We start from the raw sequence: 18,419 nt of genomic DNA, 5'->3' as shown, positions 1-18,419 counted from the left end.
GCGAGCTGCCCGGGGCGCGTCGACGACGCCGGCCGCGTGCGCCGCGAGCGCGACGGCGAGCAGCGCCACGGCGGCGAGCGCGGCCCCGGCGAGCAGCCCGGCCGGGCGGTCGGCGAGCAGCGTCAGGTGGGCGAAGGCGTACGCCCACGTCCCCAGCACGATCCCCAGCAACCCCGGCACGCCGACCAGCCTAGGACCCGTTGTCACGCCGCCCGGCCCGTTCGTGCGACAACCCCTCCGCACCCGCGCTGACCTGCGCTCATGCCGGGACCCATCCAGGCCGGGTGGGAGTCGGGCCTCATCGTCGCCGGCGTCGCCGGGCTGCTCGGCGTCGTCTGGCCGGGCCGGCTCTCCACCGGCCTCGGGATCGAACTCGCGTCGGTGCTCATGCTCGGCACGATCACCGGCATGGACGGGCGACACGCCGGGCCGCGTTTCCCCGCCTCCGCACGGTGGGTAACGACTGATCGACCCGTTGCGGACGGACCGCGACCGGGCGCGAACGGACGGTGATGGCGATGGCGGGCCAGGTGGCGGAGGCTCCGGGCGGCACGGCCGAGGGGACCGACCTGCTCACGGTGGGTGTCGAGGAGGAGTTCCTGCTCGTCGACCCGCACACCGGAGCCGCGGTGCCCGCCGTCGACCTCGTCATGGAGCAGGTGCCGCCCGAGCTGCGCGGTCAGGTGGAGCGGGAGTTCCAGACCAGCCAGATCGAGATCGGCAGCCCGCCCGGCCTGGAGCTCTCCTCGATCCGGCACTCCCTCGGCGTGCTGCGGGCCGCGCTCGCCGACGCGGCCGAGCGGGCCGGCGTACGGCTGCTCGCCATCGGCACCGGGCCGGTCGACGGCCCGGTCCCCCCGGTGGTCGACAAGCCCCGCTTCGACCGGATGATCGAGCGGTTCCGCCTGCTGGTCCCCGGCCCGGGCAACAACGGCATGCACGTGCACGTCGGGGTGCCCGACCCGGAGACCGGGGCGCAGGTGCTCAACCACGTCCGGCCCTGGCTGCCGGTGCTGCACGCCGTGACCACCAACTCCCCCTTCGCCAGGGGCGAGGACACCGGGTACGCGAGCTGGCGGTCGGTGGAGTGGGAGCACTGGCCGTCGGTGGCGCCCACGCCGTACCTGGAGTCACACGAGCACTACGAACGGCTGATCCGGCAGCTGATCGCCAGTGGCGTGATGCTCGACGAGGGGATGCTCTACTGGTACGCCCGCCTGTCGGCCAAGTACCCGACGGTGGAGATCCGGATCGGCGACGTCTGCCCGTCGGTGGACGACGCGGTGCTCGTCGCCGCCCTGGTCCGGGCCATGGTGGCGACCGCGCTGGACGACATGGCCGCCGGCCGGCCCGCTCTGCGCACCGACCACCACCTGCTGGTCGCCGCGCACTGGCGGGCTGCCCACGACGGGCTGGAGGGCGACGGTGTCGACCTGACCGACGGCGAGCTGCGCCCGGCCTGGGAGCTGTTCGACCAGCTCGTCGAGCGGCTGCGCCCGGCGCTGGAGCGGCACGGCGACCTCGACGAGGTGAGCGACCTCGTCGCCGGGCTGCGCCGGCACGGCAGCGGGGCGGCCCGGCAGCGCGCCGTCTTCGCGCGCACCGGCAAGCTCGTGGACGTGGTGGAGGACGTCGCGCGACAGACCCGCGGCGGGGGCCGCTCGTGACAGGATGGTGCCCGTGGCGCAACGGCTGATCGTCATCGGTGGGGACGCCGCGGGGATGGCGGCGGCGTCCCAGGCGCGACGCCGCCGGGACCGCGGCGACCTGGAGATCGTGGCCTTCGAGCGGGGGCACTTCACCTCGTACTCGGCGTGCGGCATCCCGTACTGGATCAGCGGGCTGGTGCCCGAGCGGGACCAGTTGATCGCCCGCGACCCGGAGACCTTCCGGGAGGAGTTCGACATCGACGTCCGGCTCCGGCACGAGGTGACTGCCATCGACCTCGACCGGCGCGAGGTCCTCGCGCGGGACCTCGACGGCGGCGGCGAGGTCCGGGAGCGCTTCGACACCCTGATGTACGCCACCGGGTCGGTGCCCAAGAAGCCCGGCTGGGCGGACACCGACGCCGGCGGGGTCTTCGGGATGCAGACCCTCGACGACGGCGCCGCGCTGCGCGACTGGCTGGAGTCCGAGCCCCGGCCGCGCCGGGCGGTGGTGATCGGCGGCGGCTACATCGGCGTGGAGATGGCCGAGGCGCTGATCCAGCGCGGGCTCACCGTCACCCTGGTCGAGCAGGCCGAACAGCCGATGGCCACCGTGGACCCGGACATGGCCGCGCTCGTCACGGACGCGATGCGGGGCATCGGCATCACCATCCGCACCGGCCTCGGGGTGACCGGCCTGGAGGAGACCGACGGCCGGGTGTCCGCGGTGGTCACCGCCGAGGGGCCGATCCCCGCCGACGTGGTCGTCCTCGGCCTGGGCGTACGCCCCAACACCGCGCTCGCGGAGGCCGCCGGCCTGCCGCTGGGCGCCACGGGCGGGATCCGGGTGGACCGCCGAATGCGGGTGCAGGGCGTGTCGGACGTCTGGGCCGCCGGCGACTGCGTGGAGACCGTGCACCGGGTCACCGGGCTGCCGGTGCACGTGCCGCTGGGCACCCACGCCAACAAGCAGGGCCGGGTCGCCGGCATCAACATCGGCGGCGGGTACGCCACCTTCGCCGGGGTGATCGGCACCGCCGTCACCAAGGTCTGCGAGCTGGAGGTGGGGCGCACCGGGCTGCGCGAGAAGGACGCCGCGGCGGCGGGGTTCGAGTTCGTCTCGGTGATCGCCGAGTCGACCAACCGCGCCGGCTACTACCCGGGCGCCCGGTCCATGACGGTGAAGCTGATCGCGGAGAAGCCCAGCGGGCGGCTACTCGGGGCGCAGATCGTCGGCTGGTCCGAGGCGGCCAAGCGGATCGACACCCTCGCGGTGGCGCTGTGGAACGGCATGACGGTGGACGACATGACCGCGCTCGACCTGGGCTACGCCCCGCCGTACGCCCCGGTCTGGGACCCGGTGCTGATCGCCGCCCGCAAGGCCGTCGACGCCCTGGCCGGCACCGGCCGCTGAGGAAGGGCCCGTCCGCACACCCCGGGTGGGCTTTGTCGGGGGTGGCGGTTAGCGTGTGCCCGCTGTCGCCGCGCCGGCCACGTCGGGCCGGTCGCTGACCCCCTCGGAGGCCCCCATGTCGCAGGAGACGACCTACCTCGAACTGTCCGAAGCGGACGGTGCGCACAAGTTCTACGAGGTCGTCGTCGACGACGCCGCGCTGACCGTCCGCTACGGCCGGATCGGCGACCAGGGCCAGGTCAAGACCACGGCCTACCCCGACAACGCCAAGGCCCGCGCGGCGGCGGCGAAGAAGATCGGCGAGAAGGTCCGCAAGGGGTACGCCCCGGCCGTGCGCGGCGTGCGGCAGAAGCGCGCCGTCTCCCGGCGGCAGATCGTCAGCACCCGCTCCACCGCCCGCACCGCCCCGGTGCTCTGGCGCTACGACTCGGGCGCCCCGGCCTTCGGCATCTTCGTCGACGGGCAGAGCTGCATGGTCGGCAACGAGCGCGGGGTCATCACCACGCTCGGCCACGACGCCCGGGTGCTCAACCAGGTCCGCCTCCCCGACGGCGTGAAGTGCATCGTCGCCGACGACGCCTGGATCTACGCGGGCTGCGACGACGGCAACGTCTACGACCTGTCCGGCAAGGTGCCCCGGGTGGCGTACGAGATCGCGCCGGAGATCGACATCTACTGGCTGGACATCCACGACGGGGTGCTGGGCGTCTCCGACGCGGGCGGCGGCATCGTCGCCGTCGACCACGAGGACGAGTTCCTCTGGCGCCGGCAGGGTCGCGGCCGGTCGGCGTGGATGGTGCGCTGCGACGCCGACGCGCTCTACCACGGCCACTCGCAGGGCGTGACCGGCTACGACTGGCGGACGGGCCGGGAGCTGTGGCACACCCGCACCGGCTCGGTGCTCTTCGGCTGGCAGGAGCCCGGCGCGGTGTTCGCGGGCACCGGCACCCGGGAGGTGGTGCGGCTGGCGAAGGACGGCCGCACCGAGCGCACCTACCGCTGCGACGCCCCGGTCTTCTCCTGCGCCACGGCCGAGGGCGGCCGCTACGTCTTCGCCGGCGACAGCCAGTCCTCGATCTACTGCTTCGACGCGGCGGGCAACCGGCTGTGGAAGCTCGGCACCGGCTGCGGCTCGGCCTACTCGATGCAGTACCACGAGGAGCGGCTCTACGTGGTCACCACCGGCGGCTACCTGGCCTGCATCGACGCCAGCGAGCCGGCGATCCGGGCGGCCGAGGCCGGCAACGTGCCGGAGGTGGTCGACGTCAAGGCCCCGCCCCGGATGCCGGAGCCGGCGGCGTGGACGACGGTCGAGGTGACCAGCGACGTCGACGGCGGCGTGGTCGTGCAGTGCGTCGAGGACCGGGGCCGGCTGCGGGTGCACGTGGTCTCCCCCGGCTACCACCGGGACTGGTCCGTACAGTTCCCCAAGGGCATTCGCGAGCCGGGCGCGCGCTACCTGGTCACCCAGGTCCGCGAGTCCGGCCGGGGCGGCTTCTACCGCGCCCACGGCGACATCCGCCGCCTCCGCTGACCGCTCCCCCTCCCCACCTCCCCCGCCCGCGCCCCGCCCCGCTCGCGATCCGGCCCGGCGATCAAGAGGTTTGCGTCCGGTTCGATCTCCGTGGCGGACCGGAACCTCTTGATCACCGAACCGGGCGGGCGGGCGGGTGGCGGAATCGGTGGTGCGGGGCCGGGCGGTCACGGTCCAGGATGGCCGGATGGATTCCGAACTCCTGATCCCGGACGGGCTGGGGTGGGTGCGGGGCGTGCCGGCAGGGCGGGAGTGGCTGGCGGCGCTGCCGGAGCGGCTGGCCGCCTGCGCCGCGCGCTGGTCGCTGCGGCTCGGGCCGCCCTTCCCGTACGCCTTCGCGTCGCTGGCCCTGCCGGCGGAGCTGCCCGACGGCACGCCGGCGGTGCTCAAGCTCCAGTACCCGGACCCCGACAGCGTGCACGAGGCGACGGCGCTGGAGCACTGGGCCGGGGTCGGAGCGGCCCGGCTGCTCGCGCACGATGCGGAGCGGCGGGCGCTGCTGGTCGAGCGGTGCGTGCCCGGCACGCCGCTGCACGCCCTGCCCGCCGACGCGGCGCTGGACGTGGCGGTCGGGCTGCTGCCCCGGCTGTGGCGGCCGGCCGGCCCGCCGTTCACCCCGCTCGCCGACGAGGCCGCCGGCTGGATGGAGCGGCTGCCGGCGAACTGGGAGCGGGCCGGCCGGCCGTACGAGCGGCGGCTGCTCGACGCGGCGCTGGGGCTGCTGACGGACCTGGTCGGCAGCCAGGGCGCGCAGGTGCTGGTCAACCAGGACCTGCACGCCGGCAACGTGCTGCGGGCGACCCGGGAGCCGTGGCTGCTCATCGACCCGAAGCCGCTGATTGGCGAGCGCGAGTTCGGCGTGGTGCCGCTGGTCCGGGGCGCGGAGCTGGGGCACTCGCCGGACGCCGTCCGGCACCGGCTGGACCGGCTCAGCGCGGAGCTGGGGCTCGACCGGGAGCGGGTACGCGGCTGGACGATCGGGCAGACGCTGGCCTGGAGCATCGGCGAGGGGAAGGTCTTCCCCAACCAGGTGGAGGTGGTCCGCTGGCTGCTCGCGGCCGGGTGACCCCTGCGGCGGGGCCGGGGGCGTGGGCGGCGGGGCGGGGGGCGTCAGCTCCGCTGGCAGGTGGGGCACCAGTAGAGGTTGCGGCCGGCCAACCCGCCCCGGCTCACCGGCGTGGCGCAGACGTGGCAGGGCTCGCCGGGGCGGCGGTAGACGTACACCTCGCCGCCGTGCCGGTCGACCCGGGCGGGTCGACCCATCGCCTCGGGCAGGTGCGCGTCGCGGACGGTGTCGATCCGGCCACGGTCGACGGCGAGCCGCATCAGCGCCACCAGGTCCGCCCAGAGCGCGTCCCAGCCGGCGCGGGTCAGCCGCCGGCCGGGCAGCGTCGGCGGCAGTCCGGCCCGGAACAGCGCCTCGGTGACGAAGATCAGCCCGGTACCGGCCACCACCGACTGGTCCAGCAGCAGCGCCGCCAGCGGCGTCGGGCTGCGGGAGATCCGGGCGTACGCCCGGTCGGGGTCGGCGTCGGCGCGCAGCGGGTCGGGGCCGAGCCGGCCACGCAGCGCTGCCACCTCGGGCGGAGTGAGCAGCTCGCAGGCGGTGGGGCCGCGCAGGTCGAGCCAGTGCCGGTCGCTGGTCAGCCGCAGCCGCACCTGGCCGACCGGCTCCGGCGGCTCCCCGGCGCCGTCGGCGAACCTGCCGTAGAGCCCGAGGTGCACGTGCAGGGTCAGCTCGCCCGCGTGGTGGTGCAGCAGGTGCTTGCCGTACGCCTCGGTGGCCTCCAGGACGGTGCCGGAGAGCCGGGCCGCGCCCTCGGCGAAGCGGCCCTGCGGGCTGGCGGCGTGCAGCTTGTCCCCGCCGAACAGCTCGGCGTGCCGCGCCGCCAGGCGGTGGATGGTGTGTCCCTCTGGCACGGGTGCCAAGGATAGCCAGCGCGCCCGACCGCGACCTGCGGGCTTCGGTCGCCACGGGAGGCGCGGCGGCCCGCGACCTGGTCAGCGTCAGCGCGAACAGGTGCCTGGACGTGGTGGACAACAACCCGGCCAACGCGACACCGACACAGATCTGGGCGTGCACCGGCGGCGCGAACCAGAAGTGGACGGTGCCCGCCTAGTCCGGCGGCTCACGGGTCCCGCCGCGCACCCCCGCCCGGCGCGACGGGACCCACGGACCACCAGCGGGCCGCGCCGGCACCACCGCTGCCGGTCGCGGCCCGCCAGGCGGCCGGTTGGCGGCTTCGACCCCGCCGACTAGTCGCGGAGCAGGTGGGCCACCGCGGCGGCGTACCGGTCGAGCGCCGCGCGGATGGTCGCGTCCTCGCCGAAGTCACGTCGTGCGGACTCCAGGAAGCCGCGCATCTCCTGGCCGTAGTGCTGGGCGCCGATCTCGTCGTCGGGCTGGGGCGCCCAGGGCCTTCCGCACGCGCGGAGGTGGCTGTCGACCGCGTGCAGCTCGCGGACGTGCCGGGACAGCTCGCAGATCCGGTCCCCGTAGATCCCGGTCGCCGTCGGCACGCCCTCGAACACGCGCCCGAACAGGGCTTCCGGCGGATCGTCAGTTGCCGCCCGCATGGCCAGCGCCGCCCAGACCGGCGCGGCGACGAGGGCGGAGAAGACCCGCCGGCCGTCGAGAGCGGCGGCGGGGCGCTGCTCCGAGGATTCGCTGACGTTGCGTTCGAGGTAGTTGAGCAGGGCTTCGAGGTCGGCCGGCGGATTGCCGAGGTCGTCGGCGTACGCGGGGTCGAGGGCGAACCGGCCATCCGCGGCCCGGTCGGTGAAGTAGCGGAACACCAGTTCGGTGTTCAGGTCCTCCGCGATGCCGTCGACAGAGCCGAGCCGGTTGTAGTGTCCGGCGATGCCGAGGGTCACCGGACGCAGGCCACCGCCCGCCTCCCGCAGCCCCACGAGGACGGCGTCCACGCCCTTGAGGCTGACGCCGGTGACGGCGCAGTTGAAGTCGTAGAAGCCCACGTCGGAAACGTATCAGCGGTCATCTCCGTCGCCGGAGCCCGGCCTGCGGCGGGCAGCACCGACGAGATCTCCGGCGGGCCGCCGGCCCGGCGCGCGTACCCCGTGTCGGAGGACGACCGCCTGGGTATTTCAGAGGGGTACCGCGTGGGCGGCGTCCTTCCATCGGCCACCACGCATTCATGAGGAGGTGTGTTGTGGTCAGGATTCCTTCGCTGTCGCGCCGGTCCGAAGAGGCGCCGACACGGGACGAGAACCTCGACGGCCGCGTCGACGGCCGCGACGTTCCGGTCGACACCGGCCCGGAGGGCGCGACGCGGACCGACGCGGACCGGAGCACCGCGCCCAGCCGTCCGGTGGCCACCGACCGGGACGGTGAGCAGACGACGTACCGCAGCAGCGCCGCTCCCGGCGCCGCCGGGCGGGACGGCGACGCCGAGCGGCGGGCGGCCGAGCGGGCGGCCGTCGCCCGGGCCGCCACGGCCCGCCCCACCGACGACGACTCCCGACGCGCCCCCCGCAGCACCGACCCCGACCCGACCCTCGAACGGACCCTCGACGGTCGGACGACCGACCTGGACCGGAACGCGACGGCGCTGGCCGCCCGGACGGACCGGGACCGCACCGAGGAGCGCCCGCTCGACCGGGACCGCGCCGCGGACCGGGCCGTCGACCGCGACGGCGACGGCGTCCCCGACCGCGAGCCGGAGCGCCCCGTGGTCGCCGGTCCGAAGCCCCGGGCCAGCCTGCTCGCCACGCTGGGTCTGATCGTCGGCGTGGCCGGGGCGCTGTTCGTGCTCACCGGCACCCTCGCCGGATACGGCATCGGGCTCGGCGCCATCGGTGCGGTCCTCGCGGTGCTGGGCCTGATGGCCACCCGCCGCCGGCACATCGCCGGCAAGACCGACGCGCTGCTCGGCATCGCGCTGGGCCTCGGCGCGGTGGTACTCGGCGTGCTGGCGATGACCGGTCAGTTCGACTGGCCGACCACCGACGGGGACTGGGTGCAGCGGTTCCGCGAGTGGCTTGACTCACAGTTTGTGGGCCGCTTCTAGCGGGCACTGTGCGGCTCGCCGGCGGTGCGCCGGCAGCGCCGGTGGGTCACCGGCGACGCCCGACCAGCCTGGTGGTTCACCAGCCGGGCAACCCTTTTTCGGGGGCGGCGGTTCGCCGCCCCCGAAGTGTTTCCCCAGCTCCCCGCGCCTCGCCGCTGCACTGCCTCACCGCCGCGCTGTATCGCCGTCGCACTGTATCGCCGCCGCGCTGTATCGCGGTCGCGCTGTATCGCGGTCGCGCTGTATCGCGGTCGCACTGTATCGCGGTCGCGCTGCATCGCGGTCGCGCTGCTTCGTCGCGCTGCTGGACGCGATCGGGACGCCCCCGGCGCCGGCAGCGTCGTCCCGGGTGGCAGGGTCGATGCAGCGCATCGCCGCTCTCCGGGCACCGCGCCGCAACAGATCGCCTCCCTCGGGTTCGGATACGCAACGATCGGCCGTTCGACGCAAGCATCGCCGGTGGATTCCGCCACCCCCGGCCGCATAACGTTGAGCAACGGCGCCAGCCCGTGGGCCGAAGGTGGCCGGGCGCGCCCGACCCCTGGGAGCAGGACAATGACGATGGACGCCACCAGCCAGCGCTTCCTGATGTGCCGGCCGACGTACTTCGCCGTCGACTACGCCATCAACCCGTGGATGGACCCGACCGCGCCGGTCGACGTCGACCTCGCCGTCCGGCAGTGGGAGCAGCTGCGGCAGACCTACCGGGACCTGGGCCACACCGTCGAGGAGATCGCTCCGGTGCCCGGCCTGCCCGACATGGTGTTCGCCGCCAACGGCGGCACGGTGATCGACGGCAAGGCGATGGCCGTGCAGTTCCGCGACCCGCAGCGCGCCGACGAGGCCCCCGCCTACCGCGCCTGGTTCGAGGCCGCCGGCTTCGAGATGCACGACCCGAAGCACGTCAACGAGGGCGAGGGCGACATCCTGCTGGCCGGCGACTTCCTGCTGGCCGGCACCGGCTTCCGCACCGCGCACGCCTCGCACGCGCAGCTCCAGGAGGTCTTCGGCTACCCGGTGGTGACCATGCAGCTGGTCGACCCGCGCTTCTACCACCTGGACACCGCGCTCACCGTGCTCGACGAGCGGACGGTGGCGTACCTGCCGGAGGCGTTCTCGCCCGGCAGCCGGGCCGTGCTGCGCCGGCTCTTCCCCGACGCGGTGCACGCCACCCTGGCCGACGCCGAGGTATTCGGGCTGAACGCGGTCAGCGACGGTCGGCACGTGGTGCTGCCAGCGCAGGCCACCGGCCTGGCCGCGAAGCTGCGCGACCGGGGCTACGAGACGATCGGTGTCGACCTCTCCGAGCTACGCAAGGCCGGCGGCGGACCGAAGTGCTGCACGTTGCGACTCCGTCAGGGAAAGGCGAGCCAGTGATCGACGACATGCTGCGGACGCCGGAGGCGATCCGCGACGCGGAGCGGTGGACCGCGCACAACTACCACCCGCTGCCGGTGGTCATCTCCTCCGCCGAGGGCTCCTGGCTGACCGACGTGGACGGCCGCCGCTACCTCGACTGCCTGGCCGGCTACTCGGCGCTGAACTTCGGCCACCGGCACCCGACGCTGATCGCGGCCGCGCACGCCCAGCTCGACCGGCTGACGCTCACCAGCCGGGCGTTCATCCACGACCAGTTCGCCGACTTCTGCCGCGAGCTGGCCGAGCTGTGCGGCAAGGACCTCGTGCTGCCGATGAACACCGGCGCCGAGGCGGTGGAGACCGGCATCAAGGTCGCCCGCAAGTGGGGCTACCAGGTCAAGGGCGTCGCGCCGGGGCAGGCCAACATCGTGGTGGCCGAGGGGAACTTCCACGGCCGGACGACCACCATCGTCAGCTTCTCCACCGACCCCGACGCGCGGGCCGACTTCGGGCCGTACACCCCGGGGTTCACGGTGGTCCCCTACGGCGACCTGGCGGCGCTGGCCGCCGCCATCGACGAGAACACCGTCGCGGTGCTGCTCGAACCGATCCAGGGCGAGCAGGGCGTCGTCGTGCCGCCGGAGGGCTACCTGCCGGGCGTACGCCGGGTCTGCACCGAGCAGAACGTGCTCTTCATCGCCGACGAGATCCAGTCCGGCCTGGGCCGGACCGGGGACACCTTCGCCTGCGACCACGAGGGCGTCACGCCCGACATGTACCTGCTGGGCAAGGCGCTCGGTGGCGGCATCGTGCCGGTCTCCGCGGTGGCCGCGAACACCGACGTGCTCGGCGTGCTCAAGCCGGGCCAGCACGGCTCCACGTTCGGCGGCAACCCGCTCGCCTGCGCCGTCGCGACCGAGGTCGTCCGGCTGCTGGCCACCGGCGAGTTCCAGCGCCGCTCGACCGAGCTGGGTGTCCGGCTGCACGCCGGTCTCCGGTCGCTGGTGGGCAAGGGCCTCGTCGCGGTGCGGGGCCGGGGCCTCTGGGCCGGCCTCGACATCGACCCGACGCTGATGAGCGGCCGGGAGGCCTGCGAGCGGCTCGCCGAGCGCGGGGTGCTCGCCAAGGACACCCACGGCGCCACCATCCGGCTCGCCCCGCCGCTGGTGATCACCGAGGAGGAGATCGACCACGCGGTCGCCCAGCTCGCCGCGGTGCTGGCCGGCTGACCCCGTACGACGAAGGCGGGCGTCGGGACCACGGTCCCGGCGCCCGCCGTCGTCTCCCGCGGATCAGCGGGGCAGGCGCATCGCCATCGTCGGAGCCTCGGCCATGACCGAGGTCGGCGTGTAGGGGGCGCCGGCGGGAAGCTCGTCGGGCCGGCCGATCTGTACGCCGGGATAGAGCTCCACCATGTCGCCCTCGGCCAGCACCCGGGACTGCTGCGGCGCCAGCGGGACACGGTCGGCCTCCGCCATCGACCCGCCCGGGCGGATGCCCGAGCCGTTGGTGCTCACGTCGGTCACGATCACCTCGCCGACCCGCAGCTCGAACCGGACGTGGCTGCGGCTGATCCAGCGGCGCGCCTCGTCGTTGAGCCACTGCCCGAGGACGATCCCGCCGGCCTGGTCGGGCGCCCGGCCCACCACCGCCGGCTGGTCCTCGGTGAGCACGAAGCGGCGCCGGATCAGCCCGCCCACCCGGACGGCGAGGACGGCGCTGCGCGGTCGCGGACCACCGTCGCCGAGCCGGGTGCCGTGCCGGGGGCAGGTGGGCGCGCCGCCGCGCAGCGTGGGCGGCGGCTGGCCGGCGGGGCTGCGCTCCACCACCCGGGACAGGTCGGCGAAGGCCCCGCCGCCACCGCCACCGCCACCGCCGAAGAGCGCGCAGCCGGGCTCCGCGCAGCGCCACTGCCGGGAGAGCAGCTTCACACCGGCCGGTGACCGGTCACCGGCGACCGGCGTGTGCCCGCCGCCGACGTGGGCGATGAAGACCGGCCCGCCGGCGCCGGGCACCGGGGCGAGCACCCGGCCGGCCTGCTCGACCAGCCACGGGTAGCGCCCGCGCAGGCCGTCGGCCCGGACCCGGGTGAGCACGGGCAGCCCGAGCAGGTCCGCCACCTCCAGCATCCGGTCGCCCGGGTTGTCGAGCACCTCGACCAGCCCGTCGTCGGCCCACCGGCGCACCACCATGCGCTCGTTGGAGGTGAGGTCGGCGTCGGAGAGCAGGGCCCGGTGGACCACCGCGTAGACCGGGATGCTGTCCTCCTCCAGCTCCCGGGCGAGCGCGTCGATCACCATGCCGAGGCGGAGCAGGCTCGCCGGCCGGCCGCCGTCGAGATCCTGGTAGCGGATCACCTCGGCCAGGTCGACGACGGCCCGGGCCAGCGACGGGTCGGTGCTGACCCGGCCCTCGATGGCGTCCAGAACCTTGCTGATCTCGAATCTCATCGGACGCTCCCCACGATCTCGTCGATCCGCCGAGCCAGTTCCAGGTCACGCCGGGTGACCCCGCCCACCGAGTGCGTGACGCACCGGAAGGTCAGGGTGCGCCAGCGGATGTCGATGTCGGGGTGGTGGTCCAGTTCCTCCGCCGTCACGGCGACCCGGTCGACCACCGCGATGGCCTCCGGGAAGCTGGCCAGCTCCACGGTGCGGGCGATCCCGGCGGGGTCCCCCGACCAGCCCGCCAGCTCACCCAGCTCGTCTCGCACCGCCTCGGCGGTGAGCACGTCTGCCATGGGGAGACCCTACCGGGACCGGGCGCGACGACGCCGACCAGCGGCGGGAGGTGTGGCCGACCCGTCAGCACGGCGGCCGGGAGCCGCCACGGTATCGACGGGCGGCTGTGGACCGGCGGGGTTAGGCTGACCGGCGGCCCGGTCGGGGCCGCGACCGGTTCGTCGCCCCCGACCCACCCTGCGTGAGGAGATTTCCACGATGAACACTCGACGGCTGGCGACCACGGGGGTCGCGCTCGTCGCCGCGCTCGCACTCGGTCTCACCGGATGCGGCACAAAGACGGACGCGGACGCTCCGGCCGGCAACGGCGGTGCCACCACCGGCGCGGCACCGGCCAGCAGCGCCCCCGCCGATGCCCGCGCCGAGCTGAGCGCCGCCGCGCAGAAGCTGAACCAGCAGAGCGTCAAGATGCAGCTCAAGTCGTCGGTCATCACCGGCAGCGGTTCGATGGACCCGGCCACCAAGACCGGCGACATGACGATGAAGATGGGCGCGCAGGGCACCTTCCGGATCCTGCTGATCGGCAACGACGCCTACCTGAAGATCACCGGCATGCCGGGGATGCCGAAGAAGTGGCTGCACATGGACGCCACCAAGCTCGGCAAGAGCGGCCAGCTCAACCTGATGCCCGAGGGCGACCCGGGCGGGGCGAAGCAGATGGTCGACAGCGTGGTGGACGTCGAGAAGACCGGCCCGGGCAGCTACTCCGGCACCCTCGACTACACCCGCACCAAGGCCGACGACAAGGCCATCCAGGCCCTCGGTGACAAGGCCAAGGCCGTCCCGTTCACCGCCCGGGTGGACGACCAGGGCCGGCTCGTCGAGTTCGCCATCGACACCCAGGTGCTGCACGAGTCGCTGGGCACGATGATCACGACCTACTCGGACTTCGGTGCCCCGGTCACGGTGGAGAAGCCGGCCGCGAGCGACACGCAGGAGGCCCCGCAGGAGCTGATCGAGTCCATGGGCTCCTGAGCCCGACCGCACGGAAAACGGGGGCGGCGCCGGTCGGCGCCGCCCCCGCCGTGCGTCTCAGCCGCGCAGCGGCCGGCCCACCTCGTGCAGGTGCGCGAGCGCCTGGCGGTACGACTCGACCAGCCCCGTCTCGGCGTACGGGATGCCCTGCTCGGCGCAGTAGGCGCGGACGATCGGCTGGGCCCGGCGCAGGTTGGCCCTGGGCATGTTCGGGAACAGGTGGTGCTCGATCTGGTAGTTGAGCCCGCCCAGCGCGACGTCGACGATCCGGCCGCCCCGCACGTTGCGGGCGGTGAGCACCTGCTTGCGCAGGAAGTCCAGGTCGTCGTCGGCGGTGGGCATCGGCATGCCCTTGTGGTTCGGGGCGAACGAGCAGCCCATGTAGAAGCCCCACAGTCCCTGGTGGACGGCGACGAAGAGCAGCGCCTTCACCGGCGACATCACCAGCAGCAGTGCGCCGAGGTAGCCCACGGCGTGCAGGGCCAGCAGCAGCGCCTCGACCGGGCGGTGCCGCATCGGGGTGCGGAACCGGCCGTCGGAGTCCCGGCCCACGATCGCCTGCACGCTCGCCACGTGCAGGGCGATGCCCTCCAGCAGCAGCAACGGGAAGAACAGCCACGCCTGCCGGCGGGCCAGCCGGCGGCCGAATCCGCGCGTCGCGGCAGCCTGCTCGTACGTCCAGACCAGCGCGCCGGCCCCGACGTCGGGGTCCTCGTCCTCGTGATTGGGGTTGGCGTGGTGCCGGTTGTGCTTGTCGACCCACCAGCCGTAGCTGAGCCCGACCGCCAGGTTGCCGGTGAGCAGGCCGATCGCCTCGCTCGGCCCGCGCCGCCGGAACATCTGCCGGTGGCCGGCGTCGTGGCCCAGGAACGCGACCTGGGTGGTGGCGACGGCCAGGAAGACGGCCACCAGGAGCTGCGCCCACGAGTCGCCGACCAGGCCGACCGCCGCCCAGCCCGCCGCGAAGACGCCCAGCGTGAGCACGATCCGGGTCACGTACCGTCCCGGGCGTCGCTCCAGCAGACCCGCCCCGCTGATCCGTCGGGACAACTGCGCGTAGTCACTGCCCCGCCGTACCGGCGGGTCCGCCACCGCTCCGAGCACCATTGCGGCTCCCGTTCCCGTTCCTCGATCCCGGACGGCGCCGGTCGGCGCGCCCTGAGTCCAGTCTCCGGCGAACGGTTGCGCTGAGTAACCCTGCCCACCCCCGGGTCGGGGGTAGGGCGAGCCCTACCCCCGACGCCCGCGAGGGGTGGTGGTCAGCCCATCCGGCCGACGGCGGCCCGGAGCCGGGCCAGGTCCCGGCGGCGCCGCTCGTAGGTGGTGGCGAGCCCGATCAGCGCGAACCCGCCGACGGCCAGGAAGATCCACCGGGGCAGCAGGTCCCAGCCCCGGACCAGCTCGTGCAGCGCGAGCAGCGCGAGCGTCACCCCGCCCAGCAGCACCGGCGCCTGCCAGCGGCGGGTCGCCCCGGCGAGCACCGCGCCGAGCGCGGCGACGCCCAACAGCAGCCGCCGCCACGGCTGGGGATCCGGGGCCACCAGCACCGACACCAGGCTCGGCAGCAGCGCGGCCGCGAGCCCCGGGCCCAGCGCCAGCCAACTGGTCAGCCCGGGCCGACCACGCAGCGCCACCACGCCCGCCACGAGAGCCAGCGCCGCCGCCGGCACCGTGTACGCCTCCAGCACCGCCACGTCCCCGGCGGCCAGCAGCAGCCAGCCGCCGAGCAGTTCACTGCCGCCGGCGATGCCCGCGAAGGCCCACCGCCGGCCCGGCGACTCGCCCCGGCGCAGCACCCGCAGCGCGACGGCGGCGCCCCACAGCACGCAGACCGCCGCGGCGTGGCGGAGCGAGCCCACCGCGAGCAGCAGCGCGACCAGCGCCACGGCCTGGGCCGACGCGTCCAACGCCGCCGCGGCGGCCCGCCCCCGGCGGACCGGAGCGGCCGACGTCGCGCCGACGGGACCGGGCGACGCCGGACCGACCGAACCGGGCGACGCCGGACCAGCCGGACCGGGCGTCGCCGGACCAGCCGAACCGGGCGTCGCCGGACCAGCCGAACCGGGCGTCGCCGGACCGGCCGGAGGCGGCCCGGCGGGCGTCCGTGGGCCGCCGAGCACCGCCGCGGCGGCGAGGGTGAGCACCGCGACGGCGAGCACGCTGAACGCGGCCGTCCGCACCGGCAGTCCGCCGGCCAGCGGCGCGACGACCGCGAGGCCGGTCGCGGCGGCCACCGCGACCAGGGCGCCGCCCAGCCGGGCGTGGTCCCGGCGGGCGGCCACGGCGACCACCGTCGCCGCCACCACGAGCACGCCCAGGCCGAGTATCGTGCCCGCCCGGGTGGCCAGCAGCCCGAGCAGCCCGGACGCCGCCAGCACCAACCCCACCGGCACCCCGACCGGGGCGAGCAGCGGGCGCGGCGCGGCCAGCGCGGCGGCCAGCACCACGGCCACCCCGCCGAGCAGCGCGACGACCGGCAGCACCGGCCACGGCAGGCCGGCGGCCACCAGCAGCACGGGCAGCGCGGTCGCGGCGAACGGCAACGCGACCAGCGCGGCCCGCCACCAACCGGCACCCACCGACGAAGCGGCGTCCGCCGGCAGGGGTCCGGGCCGCACGACGCCCCGGGCCGGCCAGCCGACCAGCACCCCGGCCGCCGCCAGCGCGGCCAACGCGAGGCCCACCGGGAGTGCCCCCGGATCGGCCGCCACCGTGGGCACACCCGACCAGGGCGCCACCTCGCCGTACGGGGCGACGAGCGCCGTCAGCGCCACCGGCGTGGCGGCGGCGACCGAGACCACGAGCAGGACGACGCCGGCGACCCGCAGGACGACGTCGGAGCGCGCCGCACCGCCCAGCGTCGCGAGCAGGACCGCCACGGCGGCGTAGAGCGTCACCGGTTCCTCGGCCGGTACGGCCACCGGCGCCAACCCGACCGCCGTGACCGCCACGGCCACCCCGACGGAGGCGTACGCCCGCAGGTCGGGCCAGTGCCGGCGGACCGCGAGCAGCCCGACGGGCAGCAGCGCGACGGCGGCGAGCGCCGCCCGCGCCAGCCACCAGGCCGGCGCACCGGCGGCGAGGAGGGCGACGACCGCGCCGGCCGGCACCGCGAGCGGCACGACGGCCAGCGCCGCCCCGGCCACCCCGCGCTGCACGGCCGTGCCACGCCGGCCCGCCGCCGCCACCGCGATCCCGGCGACCAGCACCACCGCGAGCGCCGCGAGCGCCCCCGCCGGGGCGGCGAACCCCACGACCAGGCCGTGCCCGAGCAGGACGGTCCCGGCCACCCCCGTGGCCAGGACCGTCCAGGACCGGACGCCCGGGCGCCCCACCGCGACGGCCAGCAGGCCCACCGCCGCCGCCAGGTCCAGGGCCACCACCGCGGGCCAGGGCGACGGCCAGCCGGCCGGCACCGCCAGCACGACGGCCGCCGCGCCGACCGCGGCCAGCGCCGGCCGGACGGCCCTCGGCAGCAGCAGCCCCAGGGCGGCCACGGTCAGCGCGATCACCACCGGCCCCTGCCATCCCTGGTCGAGGTCGGGCCCGGCGGCGGCCCCCCGCCACGGCGGCAGCGACCGGCCGGCGGTGGCGCCGGCGAACGCGACGGCCAGCAGCACGGCGAACTGGGCCGTCCCGCCGGCCACCAGCAGCGCGCCCGCGCGGGGACCGGTCCGCCACCCGGCCGGCAGCAGCCGTACCGCGCCGGCCAGCGCCACCACGACCAGCGCCGTGAGCAGCGGCGACAGGCTCAGCTCCGCGATCGGGCGGACCAGCGCGCCGGCCAGCACCGGCACCAGCAGCGCGGCGGCCACGGCGCGGAACACCGCCCCGCCGGTGAGCAGCGCGGTGCCGAGCAGCGTCAGCGCCACCAGCAGCAGGGGCGCCCCGGCCAGCAGCGGGATGCCGGCGGCCCGGCCGAGCATCAGCGGCACGAGCGCGCAGCACGCGGCCACGAAGAGCGCGCCGGCGTGCCCCACCCAGGCCAGGACGCGCCCGGCGACGACCGCCGGACGCTCGCCGGCCGGCGTCGCCACCCCGAACCCGGCCGGCGCGGGCGTCGCACCACCCGCCATCGCGGCGCCGGCCGCCGGACCGCCGACGGTCGCGGTGCCGGCCGTCGGGGTGCCCCGGCGGCGCAGCGCGACCAGCACCGCCAGGTCGAGCAGCGCCACCCCCAGGAAGGTCATCGCCCAGCCGGCGGCGTCCGGCCGGGCGTCGACGACGAGCAGGGGCAGCACCGGCTGCGCGGTCACCAGGGCCGCGAACCACGGCACGGTCAGCCCGCTGAGCCGGGCGTACCCGGCGGCGACCGCCGCGCCGGCCCCCCCGACCAGCGCGGCGTAGCGGGTGGCGGGCCAGTCGGCCACGCCGGCCAGGTCCACCGACCAGGCGGCGTACCCGTCGAGGAGCACCAGCAGCAGCCCGACGGCCGCGAACGTCTCCGCGGTGCCGCGCAGCCCGCGTCGCACCGCCAGCAGCGGCGCTGCCAGGGCGAGCGCGGTGAACGCGAACAGGATCAGGGCCCGGCCGGCGACCCCGACCGCCGCCCAGGCGACCGCCGTGAAGACCACCGCGGCGGTGCCCAGCAGCAGCCCACCGAGGACGAAGAGCAGGCCCTGCACCGTCCGGGTGGAGGTCTCCGCCCCGCCCGCAACCGCCGGGCCGGGGACCGGAGCGACCGGCCCCCGGCCCGGCCACGACGGCGGCGGAGTCGCGGCC

Annotated in this window: 17 protein-coding genes; 10 read left to right on the top strand and 7 right to left on the bottom strand. The window is 75.5% G+C overall.

Annotation, left to right across the window (positions count from 1 at the left end):
* On the bottom strand, window positions 1-180 hold a 180-nt coding region (locus tag AB0G13_RS28825), incomplete at its 3' end, for a hypothetical protein (RefSeq protein WP_357880820.1).
* An 81-nt stretch (window positions 181-261) separates the two neighbouring features.
* Between AB0G13_RS28825 and AB0G13_RS28820 the strand changes: the two genes are divergently transcribed.
* The 5 genes from AB0G13_RS28820 to AB0G13_RS28800 all read left to right on the top strand — a co-directional run bounded on the left by AB0G13_RS28820 (window position 262) and on the right by AB0G13_RS28800 (window position 5,660).
* On the top strand, window positions 262-513 hold the full coding sequence (locus tag AB0G13_RS28820) for a hypothetical protein (RefSeq protein ID WP_357880825.1): 252 nt from the start codon (window positions 262-264) through the stop codon (window positions 511-513).
* The gene (locus AB0G13_RS28815; RefSeq protein WP_357880817.1) at window positions 513-1,667 is read left to right on the top strand and encodes a glutamate--cysteine ligase; all 1,155 of its coding nucleotides are present in this window, start codon (window positions 513-515) and stop codon (window positions 1,665-1,667) included. Before AB0G13_RS28820 ends, AB0G13_RS28815 begins: the two co-directional genes overlap by 1 nt.
* A gap of 13 nt (window positions 1,668-1,680) precedes the next feature.
* On the top strand, window positions 1,681-3,060 hold the full coding sequence (locus AB0G13_RS28810; protein WP_357880814.1) for an FAD-dependent oxidoreductase: 1,380 nt from the start codon (window positions 1,681-1,683) through the stop codon (window positions 3,058-3,060).
* A gap of 115 nt (window positions 3,061-3,175) precedes the next feature.
* On the top strand, window positions 3,176-4,594 hold the full coding sequence (locus AB0G13_RS28805) for a WGR domain-containing protein (RefSeq protein ID WP_357880811.1): 1,419 nt from the start codon (window positions 3,176-3,178) through the stop codon (window positions 4,592-4,594).
* A 187-nt stretch (window positions 4,595-4,781) separates the two neighbouring features.
* The gene (locus AB0G13_RS28800) at window positions 4,782-5,660 is read left to right on the top strand and encodes an aminoglycoside phosphotransferase family protein (RefSeq protein ID WP_357880808.1); all 879 of its coding nucleotides are present in this window, start codon (window positions 4,782-4,784) and stop codon (window positions 5,658-5,660) included.
* 44 nt (window positions 5,661-5,704) lie between these two features.
* On the opposite strand, the gene AB0G13_RS28795 is transcribed toward AB0G13_RS28800, so the two are convergent.
* Window positions 5,705-6,514, bottom strand: a complete 810-nt coding sequence (locus tag AB0G13_RS28795) for a DNA-formamidopyrimidine glycosylase family protein (RefSeq protein WP_357880805.1) — start codon at window positions 6,512-6,514, stop codon at window positions 5,705-5,707.
* Between the two features lie 2 nt (window positions 6,515-6,516).
* On the opposite strand from AB0G13_RS28795, the gene AB0G13_RS28790 reads away from it, so the two are divergent.
* Complete coding sequence (locus tag AB0G13_RS28790; RefSeq protein WP_357880802.1) at window positions 6,517-6,714, top strand: RICIN domain-containing protein; 198 nt, start codon at window positions 6,517-6,519, stop codon at window positions 6,712-6,714.
* Window positions 6,715-6,850: 136 nt separating this feature from the next.
* Here AB0G13_RS28790 and AB0G13_RS28785 read toward each other — a convergent pair whose 3' ends face one another.
* The gene (locus AB0G13_RS28785) at window positions 6,851-7,570 is read right to left on the bottom strand and encodes a hypothetical protein (protein WP_357880799.1); all 720 of its coding nucleotides are present in this window, start codon (window positions 7,568-7,570) and stop codon (window positions 6,851-6,853) included.
* A gap of 194 nt (window positions 7,571-7,764) precedes the next feature.
* On the opposite strand from AB0G13_RS28785, the gene AB0G13_RS28780 reads away from it, so the two are divergent.
* The 3 genes from AB0G13_RS28780 to rocD all read left to right on the top strand — a co-directional run bounded on the left by AB0G13_RS28780 (window position 7,765) and on the right by rocD (window position 11,210).
* On the top strand, window positions 7,765-8,622 hold the full coding sequence (locus tag AB0G13_RS28780; RefSeq protein ID WP_357880796.1) for a thrombospondin: 858 nt from the start codon (window positions 7,765-7,767) through the stop codon (window positions 8,620-8,622).
* Window positions 8,623-9,183: 561 nt separating this feature from the next.
* The gene (gene ddaH, locus AB0G13_RS28775; RefSeq protein WP_357880823.1) at window positions 9,184-9,999 is read left to right on the top strand and encodes a dimethylargininase; all 816 of its coding nucleotides are present in this window, start codon (window positions 9,184-9,186) and stop codon (window positions 9,997-9,999) included.
* Entirely contained in the window at window positions 9,996-11,210 is a 1,215-nt protein-coding gene (gene rocD, locus AB0G13_RS28770; protein ID WP_357880793.1) for an ornithine--oxo-acid transaminase, read from the top strand. The genes ddaH and rocD overlap by 4 nt, the downstream gene beginning before the upstream one ends.
* Window positions 11,211-11,273: 63 nt before the next feature.
* Here rocD and AB0G13_RS28765 read toward each other — a convergent pair whose 3' ends face one another.
* Window positions 11,274-12,431 (bottom strand): FHA domain-containing protein, encoded by a 1,158-nt coding sequence (locus tag AB0G13_RS28765; protein ID WP_357880790.1) that lies wholly within the window; start codon window positions 12,429-12,431, stop codon window positions 11,274-11,276.
* The gene (locus AB0G13_RS28760) at window positions 12,428-12,721 is read right to left on the bottom strand and encodes a 4a-hydroxytetrahydrobiopterin dehydratase (RefSeq protein WP_357880787.1); all 294 of its coding nucleotides are present in this window, start codon (window positions 12,719-12,721) and stop codon (window positions 12,428-12,430) included. Before AB0G13_RS28760 ends, AB0G13_RS28765 begins: the two co-directional genes overlap by 4 nt.
* A 199-nt stretch (window positions 12,722-12,920) precedes the next feature.
* On the opposite strand from AB0G13_RS28760, the gene AB0G13_RS28755 reads away from it, so the two are divergent.
* Complete coding sequence (locus tag AB0G13_RS28755; RefSeq protein ID WP_357880784.1) at window positions 12,921-13,697, top strand: hypothetical protein; 777 nt, start codon at window positions 12,921-12,923, stop codon at window positions 13,695-13,697.
* 57 nt (window positions 13,698-13,754) lie between these two features.
* Here AB0G13_RS28755 and AB0G13_RS28750 read toward each other — a convergent pair whose 3' ends face one another.
* Both AB0G13_RS28750 and AB0G13_RS28745 read right to left on the bottom strand, forming a co-directional pair.
* The gene (locus AB0G13_RS28750; RefSeq protein WP_357880781.1) at window positions 13,755-14,804 is read right to left on the bottom strand and encodes an acyl-CoA desaturase; all 1,050 of its coding nucleotides are present in this window, start codon (window positions 14,802-14,804) and stop codon (window positions 13,755-13,757) included.
* A gap of 152 nt (window positions 14,805-14,956) precedes the next feature.
* Window positions 14,957-18,419, bottom strand: a 3,463-nt coding sequence (locus AB0G13_RS28745; protein ID WP_357880778.1) for a hypothetical protein, incomplete at its 5' end; no start/stop codon positions are given.

It is taken from the genome of Micromonospora sp. NPDC023633 (assembly GCF_040640035.1).
Taxonomy (GTDB): Bacteria; Actinomycetota; Actinomycetes; order Mycobacteriales; family Micromonosporaceae; genus Micromonospora.
The sequence above is the reverse complement of the archived record's forward strand: the minus strand, read 5'-3'. Positions and strand labels throughout refer to the sequence as shown.